Annotated in this window: 6 protein-coding genes; all 6 read right to left on the reverse strand. The window is 65.5% G+C overall.

Annotation, left to right across the window (positions count from 1 at the left end):
• Positions 1-9: 9 nt before the first annotated feature.
• A complete protein-coding gene (locus tag AC1DUR_RS08315; protein ID WP_477717563.1) occupies positions 10-897 on the reverse strand; it encodes an ABC transporter permease in 888 nt (295 codons plus the stop codon).
• Entirely contained in the window at positions 894-1850 is a 957-nt protein-coding gene (locus AC1DUR_RS08320; protein WP_477717562.1) for an ABC transporter permease, read from the reverse strand. Before AC1DUR_RS08320 ends, AC1DUR_RS08315 begins: the two co-directional genes overlap by 4 nt.
• 6 nt (positions 1851-1856) lie before the next feature.
• A complete protein-coding gene (locus AC1DUR_RS08325; protein WP_477717561.1) occupies positions 1857-3566 on the reverse strand; it encodes a peptide ABC transporter substrate-binding protein in 1710 nt (569 codons plus the stop codon).
• Between the two features lie 57 nt (positions 3567-3623).
• Positions 3624-4949: an NAD(P)/FAD-dependent oxidoreductase gene (locus AC1DUR_RS08330; protein WP_477717560.1), complete on the reverse strand. Its 1326-nt coding sequence runs from the start codon at positions 4947-4949 to the stop codon at positions 3624-3626.
• A gap of 20 nt (positions 4950-4969) precedes the next feature.
• Entirely contained in the window at positions 4970-5689 is a 720-nt protein-coding gene (locus tag AC1DUR_RS08335; protein ID WP_477717559.1) for a cupin domain-containing protein, read from the reverse strand.
• The coding region (locus AC1DUR_RS08340) for an aldehyde dehydrogenase family protein (protein ID WP_477721521.1) at positions 5686-6783 on the reverse strand (1098 nt) is incomplete at its 5' end. The genes AC1DUR_RS08340 and AC1DUR_RS08335, both read right to left, overlap by 4 nt.

Genomic DNA, 6783 nt, shown 5'->3' on the forward strand with positions numbered 1-6783 from the left:
AATCACCCGTCATCGATCGAGTTTCGCGTCCAGCGCGTCGCGCAGGCCGTCACCAATGAAGTTAAAGCTCGTGACGGTCAGCGTGATGGCCAGCCCCGGCACGATGGCGAGCCAGGGCGCGTTGGTCAGGTAGCTCTGCGCGTTCTCCAGCATGTTTCCCCAGCTCGGCGTCGGCGGCTGGATGCCGAAGCCCAGGAAGCTGATGTACGCCTCGGCCAGGATGGCGTGGGCGATGTTCAGCGTCGCAGCGACCACGATGGGCGCGACGGCATTGGGCAAGAGCTCACGGAACATGATGCGGCTGTCGCTGGCGCCGAGCGATTCCGCGGCGAGCGCGAAATCGCGTTCGCGCAGCGACCGTATCTGCCCTTCCACCACGCGCGCCACTTCCATCCAGCTTGCCACGGCGATCAGCACCACGATGGAGGTGACCGAGGGCTCGATCAGGGCCGCAATGGCCAGCAGCAGGAAGATGGTCGGGAAGCAGAGCATGGCGTCCACGAAGCGCATCAGCGCAGCCCCGATCGCGCCGCGGTAGAAGCCCGCCACGAGACCGACCAGGACGCCGACCACCACCGACAGCGCGGTGGCCGCGAAGCCGATGGACAGGGAGATGCGGCCGGCATACATCAGGCGCGCCAGGATGTCGCGGCCCAGCGGGTCGGTTCCGAACAGGTGCGGGCCCGCGAACGGCCCCGTCAGCCGCGCGCGGATGTCGGTGTCGGTGTCATTGAACGGAATCAGCCAGGGGCCCACAAAGCTGAAGAGCGTCATGAACAGCACGACGCCCACGCCCACGAGCGCCACGCGGTGGCGCAGGAAGCGCCTCAGGGCCGGATAGCGCTCGGCGAGCGTCCGGCGCGGTGGGGCTACCGATACGGTCTGGACGGCGCTCATTTCGACGCTCCTTTGATGCGCGGGTCCGCGACAGAGTAGAGAAGATCCGCGAGCAGGCTACCCAGCAGAACCATGCAAGCCGTGAACATCAGCATTCCCATCACCACGGGATAGTCGCGGTTGCTCACGCTGTCGAGAAAGAGCCGGCCCATGCCCGGCCAGGTGAAGACGGTTTCCGTCACCAGCGCGCCGCTCAGCAGCGTGGACACGTGCAGGCCGGTGATCGTTATCATGGGCAGCAGCGCGTTGCGCAGCGCATGGCGCAGAAGTATCTGCATGGCCGGCACGCCCTTGGACTTGGCGGTGCGGATGTAGTCCTGGTTCACCACGTCAAGCATCGAGGAGCGCATGTAGCGACTCCACACCGCGGTGGACACCAGCGCCAGCACGATGCACGGCGCCACCAGGTGCTGCAGCCGGTCGATGAAAGAGCCGTCACCGATCGTTTCGCGGTTGCCGGCCGGCAGCCAACCGAGGTTCACGGAAAACACATAGATGACAGCGAGGCCGAACCAGAACGTGGGGATCGACAGCGCGACCATCGCGCCCACGGTGGCCAGGTGGTCGAAGAACGAATAGCGCCGCACCGCACCCAGGATGCCGATCATGCCGCCGATGAACATCGCAAGCAGCGTCGAGCTCACCATGAGTTCGAGCGTCGGCCCGACGTGCATGCCGATCTTCTTCAGCACCGGTAGCTGATCCCGGTACGAGCTACCCCAATCGCCCAAGAGCAGGTTGCCGGCCCAGTCGAGGTACTGGATCGGCACGGGCCGGTTCAAGCCGTACTGCGCCATCAGCCGGTCGACGTCTTCCTGGCCGAGATTGCCGGTGGCCAGGAACTGCGCCAGCGGCCCTCCGGGCGCCAGATGCAGGATCGCGAAGGCGATCATCGAGACCAGCACGAGCAGCAGCAGCGACTGCAGCAAGCGGCGGATAAGATAGCGTGCCATGATGCGTCAGGCCGTCCAGCGCCAGCTGGCCGCGTTCCAGCTATTGGCCAGCGCGTTCACGTTGTTCGCGTAGCCGTCCAGGCCGGTCTTCGTGCCCTCGATCTGCACTTCGTAGAACAGCGGCAGGAATGGCAGGTCGTCCATGATCAGTTCCTGGACTTTGGCGTAGATCTCCTTGCGCTTGGCGGTGTTGTATTCCTGGCGGCCCCGGGCGAGCAGCGTATCTACCCCGCCATTTTTGTACTGGCTCACGTTCGAACCCGAGCCGGTCTGCTTCGGGATAGCGCCGCCGCCGAAACGGTGCGTGACATCAGGGTCTGAGGCGATCGTGTAGGTCGGCGCGGTCATCAGGCTGTCGAACTCGGAGTTCCTCCAGAACTCGGCCCACAGCACCGCCGCCACCAGGTTCTTGATCAGCATCTCGACGCCGATCTTCTTGAAGTCGTCGGCGATGAGCTGTTGCGTCTGCGCGCGCAACTGGTTGCCCGTGACCGTCGAATTCGTGAAGGACAGCCGCACACCGTTCTTGACGCGAATGCCATCCGCGCCGCGCACCCAGCCGGCCTGGTCCAGCATCGTGGCGGCCTTTTTCGGGTCATACGCCGGTTTCGGCAGGTTGGGGTTGTAGGCCCAGTGCGTCGGGACGAGGTAGTTGTTCGCCGGCTTGGGCACGCCGTAATAGACGAGGTCGCAGATCGACTGCCGATCGATCGCGATGTTCAGCGCCTTGCGCACCGCCTTGTCCCCGAGCGCCGGGTGCGCGAGGTTGAGCGTCAGGTTCTCCACCGCGCCGCGGTTCGCAGCGTGGACTTGGCGGCCCCGCAATGCTGTCGCTTCCTTGTAGAAGTTGGCGGGAATGCCCTGCAGGCCGATGAAGTCAAGCTCTCCGGTCTTGAACTGCGTGTACATGGCGTTCAGATCCGGTACGTACTTGAAGATGAGCCGGTTCAGGGTCGGAGCCTTGCCGAAGTAGCTCGGATTGGCTTCGAGGATCACGTGGTCGCCGGTCTTGCGGCTGACGAAGCGGAACGGCCCCGTGCCGATGGGCGCGGCGGCGAACTGCGGCGAGTTCGGATCCGGGTTCTGCGAAAGAATGTGCGCGGGAACGATGAAGGTCCAGCTCAGCACGGACGCAAGCGGCGCGTACGGCTCCCTGAGTTTCCACGTGATCACATTGTCGCCTTCGACACCCACGGAATTGATGAGCTCGAAGGCTGCACGGTTGCGGGCGCGGAAGCCCGGGTTCTTCATCAGGTTGATGGAAAACCTGACGTCCTCCGCCGTCATCGGCTTGCCGTCATGCCACTTCACGTCGCGCCGCAACTCGACACGCCAGGTCAGCCCGTCGGCCGAAATGCCGCCGTTCTCAACGGTGGGGATAGCTTTCGCCAGCACCGGCACGAACTTCCCTTCCGCGTCGATCATCCACAACGGACTGAAAAGATTCCACCAGACGCCCTGGTCCACCTCGTTGGCGGTCATCAGCGGATGCAGGACGGTCACCTCCTGCGAGAAGCCGAGGATGGCCTGGCCCGTCGGTTTCGCGGCCGGCCCGGCGGCGTGGGCACTCTCCGCCACACCCAGGGAAGCCAGGGCAAAGGTTGCCGCCCCGGCAAATACGGCGTCGCGCCGTGTCAGTTTGCCCATGAGGGCATCGCCAGTGTTGTGGGTCCGTTTCATGTGGGTACCTTTCAGTTCTCTGTTGGAATCATTCATGGTTGTCTCCTGGTTAGGGGTTGCGGGGCTGGCTGGATGGATTGGGGCGGGCGCTGCCTAGAATTCAGCGACCTTACCCCACGCGGAACTGCTGAATCGGCCGGGCCGAAATGGTGTGGGATCCACGATCGGTTCGGCGCCGGTGGCGAGGTCCGCAATCAAATGACCTGCGCCGGGGCCGATGCCAAAGCCGTGTCCTGAAAAGCCGGCGGCCAGAATGAATCCCGGCATGCCCGGCACTTCACCAATGCCGGGAACACCGTCCGGCGTGCTGTCGACGAAGCCGGCCCACGCGTGCGTGATCTTTGCGCCCTGAAGTTGGGGCAGCAGTTCGACAGCGCGGCGGTGGGTCTCTTTGATCGTGCTCAGGCAGGGCTTCGGATCGAGAATGCGCATCCGCTCCATGGGCGTCGGCGCATCGAGCCGCCACCGCCTCAGCGTTTCGTGGCCACCCCGGATGCCTTGCAGGCCTCCCGGAAGAAGGCTGCGCCAGCGCTTGGCGAACATCGGCACGAATTGCGGAGCGAACCGCATGAACTGCGGCGTAATGTCCACGCGCGCGCGGCCGCTGATGGCCAGTGCGTAGCGCCCGTCGTTGCGGCGCGTGGCCGACACTCCCTGCATCACCAGGGCATCGGGCAAGTGATGCTCCACGGGGGACACGCTGAGGATGGATTGGCGGATAGACGCTTGCGGGAAACGGATGCCCAGCTGGCGACAGAACGCGGATGCCCAGGCGCCGCCGGCGAGCACGGCCGTCCTGGTTTTGATGACGCCGGCTTCCGTGATGACACCGCTGACGCGCCCGCCTTCCGTTTCGATGCCGCGGGCGGCACAATTCTGGTGAACGCTGCCGCCCAGCTTCATGAGCGCAGCCGCCACGGCCGGCGCGGCCTTGCCGGGATCGGCGGTGCCATCGTTGGGCGAGAAGACGCCGCCCTTCCAGGCGCGGCCGGTAACATTCCCCCGCTCGGCAGCCTCGCGGCTGCTGAGCATGTGGCTCGTGACGCCGGAGGTCTTGGCAAAATCGCGCCAGTTGGCCCAGCCCGACAATTCAGCCTCGTCGTTACTAAGAAACAGCAGCCCGCAGCGACGAAAACCCGTGTCTTCGCCGCTGTCGATGGCAAACTGGTCCCAGAGTTCGAGGCTCTTGGTGGCCATGGGCAGTTCGCGCGCATCGCGGTTCTGCTGGCGGCACCAGCCCCAGTTGCGGCTGGACTGCTCCGCGCCTATCCTCCCCTTTTCGACCAGGGCGACCGAAACGCCGCGCTGGGCCAGATAGTAGGCGGCAAAGACACCGACGATGCCGCCGCCGATCACGACGACGTCAGCGGAGGCCGGCGGCTTGGGGGAGGTGTTGATGTGGACTAGCGGAGGGGACATGATGGATTTCGCTCGCCCGTTCAAGCCTGGACGGCCTGGACCACAAAGAACTTCGCCACGCGATCACTGCTTTCCCATCCGACCGATGCGCCTTTCGGCACGAAAAGCGCATCGCCGGTGTTTGCCGACAGCACGCTGCCATCGGGCGCGGCGAATCGCACGCTACCGGCCACGAGGTGCATGAACTCGTTCTGGCGATGCGGGCGGACGATCCGGTGGTAAGGGGTGGAATCCCAGGTGCCCGCGCGGTACTCCACGCTTTCCTCGGTAAAGACGTTGTCGCTGCGGCATTCCGGGGCCGGGCCCAGCAGCGCCTCTGGCGGTAGCGTGGCGGACGGCTTGAAGTCGGCGTCGGCGCGCAAGGGAACAAGGTTGTGTTTCGTCGGCTTTTCGCAAGCGGCCGCGCAAAACGAAAACTGCACGCGGGACGCGGCGTGGATGCGAAGCGCGGTGCCGCATCCGATGACGGCACCCGCTTGGGGACCGAGCACCAGCGGGGCCGCTCCGGCCGCCGTCAATGTCAGCTCTCCTTCCGCCACAACAATCGTTTCGATGTGGGGATAACTTGCGACTTCGAGCTCACCAATGAAGCTGGTTCGGCCCACGGCCATCGCGTCGGGTCCTTCCCAGGCGATTTCCCGATTTCGCGCAAAGGGGTCGTCCTTGCCGAACGCCGCCCGGCGGAAAGAGGTTGAAACAGGCGCGCCGTTGGCACGGTGCAGCATTAAGGCCACTGTCATGATTGCTCCTGCGCATTGCGCGATGGTTTCACTGTCGTACTGGGCATCGAGGCGTCCTGAAAACCAAGGATCGCCTTGGTCTCCAGATACTCCTCAAGGCCTTCGATGCCGTATTCGCGGCCATTGCCCGAGCGCTTGTAGCCGCCAAAGGGGGCATGGGGGCTCCAGGCCGGATAGTTGATGTGCACCTGCCCGGAACGGATGCGCGCCGCGACCGCCCGCGCCGCGGCGAGGTCCTGGCCCTGCACGTGCGCACCCAGGCCGTAGACCGTATCGTTGGCGATCTCCACGGCCTCGTCCACGCTGTCGTAGGCGATGATCGAAAGCACCGGCCCGAAGATCTCTTCCTGCGCGATCTGCATTTGCGGATGTACCGAAGAGAAGATGGTCGGGCGGCAGTAGAAGCCGCGCTCCAGGCCCTCCGGCCGGCCGGGGCCGCCACAGACGAGGCGCGCACCCTCGGCGATGCCGATGGCTATCATTTCCTGCACCCGATTGAACTGGGCGCGGTTGGCCACCGGGCCGTGCGTGGTCTGCGGCGAGCGCGGATCGCCCACGACGAAGCTCAAGGCCGCTTCGAGCGCGATCCGTTCAACCTCCTGGAGGCGCTCGCGCGGCACGATCATGCGGGTCGGCGCGCTGCAGGACTGGCCGACATTGCGAAAGGCGGCCGCCACGCCTGCCGGCACAGCGCGCGCGAGGTCCGCGTCCGGCAGGATCACGTTGGGCGATTTGCCGCCGAGCTCCTGGGCCACGCGCTTGACCGTCGGGGCCGCCGCCTGGGCCACCAGGACGCCGGCCCGGGTCGAGCCGGTGATCGAAATCATGTCGACGTCCGGATGCGCCGACAGCGCGGCGCCGACCTCCGGCCCGTTGCCGCTCACCAGGTTGAACACGCCCGGCGGAATGCCGGCGTCGTGCACCACCTCGGCAAAGAGCAAGGCGCTCAGGGGCGACAGCTCGCTGGGCTTGAGGACGACGGTGCATCCGGCCGCCAGGGCGGGGCCGACCTTGGCCGTGATCTGGTAGAGCGGCCAGTTCCATGGGGTGATCAGGCCGCACACGCCAATGGCCTCGCGCACGATGGCCATGTC

The sequence above is a fragment of the Polaromonas sp. P4_F4 genome, from assembly GCF_056401355.1.